We start from the raw sequence: 540 nt of genomic DNA, 5'->3' as shown, positions 1-540 counted from the left end.
AACATGGTTACCAAGTGCGCGGCACTGTGCGTAATCCCGATAAAGTTCCAGCACTTCGAGCCATGTTTGCGAAGTACACAGACAAGGCCGATAGCATTGAATTTGCGCAAGCAGATCTTCTTAGTGAAGACGGATGGACAGAGGCTGCGCAAGGCTGTGATGGTTTGTTTCACCTCGCGTCGCCAGTTCCGCTGCAACAGCCGAAGAATCATGAAGAAGTCATTCGTCCCGCTGTAGATGGCGCTTTAAATGCTTTAAAAGCGGCAAACAATTCCGGTATTAAACGCGTTGTGTTGACCTCATCGATTGCTGCGGTGATGTTTGGGCATAAGGAAAAGCATCGTACTTTCTCTGAGGCAGATTGGACCAATGTAGAAGCGACCGATGTGGCCTATTACAAGAGTAAAGCCTTAGCTGAAAAAGCCGCGTGGGACTACGTAAAAGATACCGATATTCAGCTATCAACTGTCTTACCTGCTTTTGTATTAGGGCCTGCACTGGAGAGTGACTACGGAACCTCGTTACAACTAATCGTAGAAT

The 540-nt window shown here is 47.6% G+C and carries 1 protein-coding gene; it reads left to right on the top strand.

Annotated features, from left to right (window positions below):
• On the top strand, window positions 1-540 hold a 540-nt coding region (locus A3762_RS21740; RefSeq protein WP_156493658.1), incomplete at both ends, for an NAD-dependent epimerase/dehydratase family protein.

This window comes from Oleiphilus sp. HI0125 (assembly GCF_001635355.1).
Note: the sequence above shows the minus strand (reverse complement) of the source record. Positions and strands in the feature narration are given on the sequence as shown.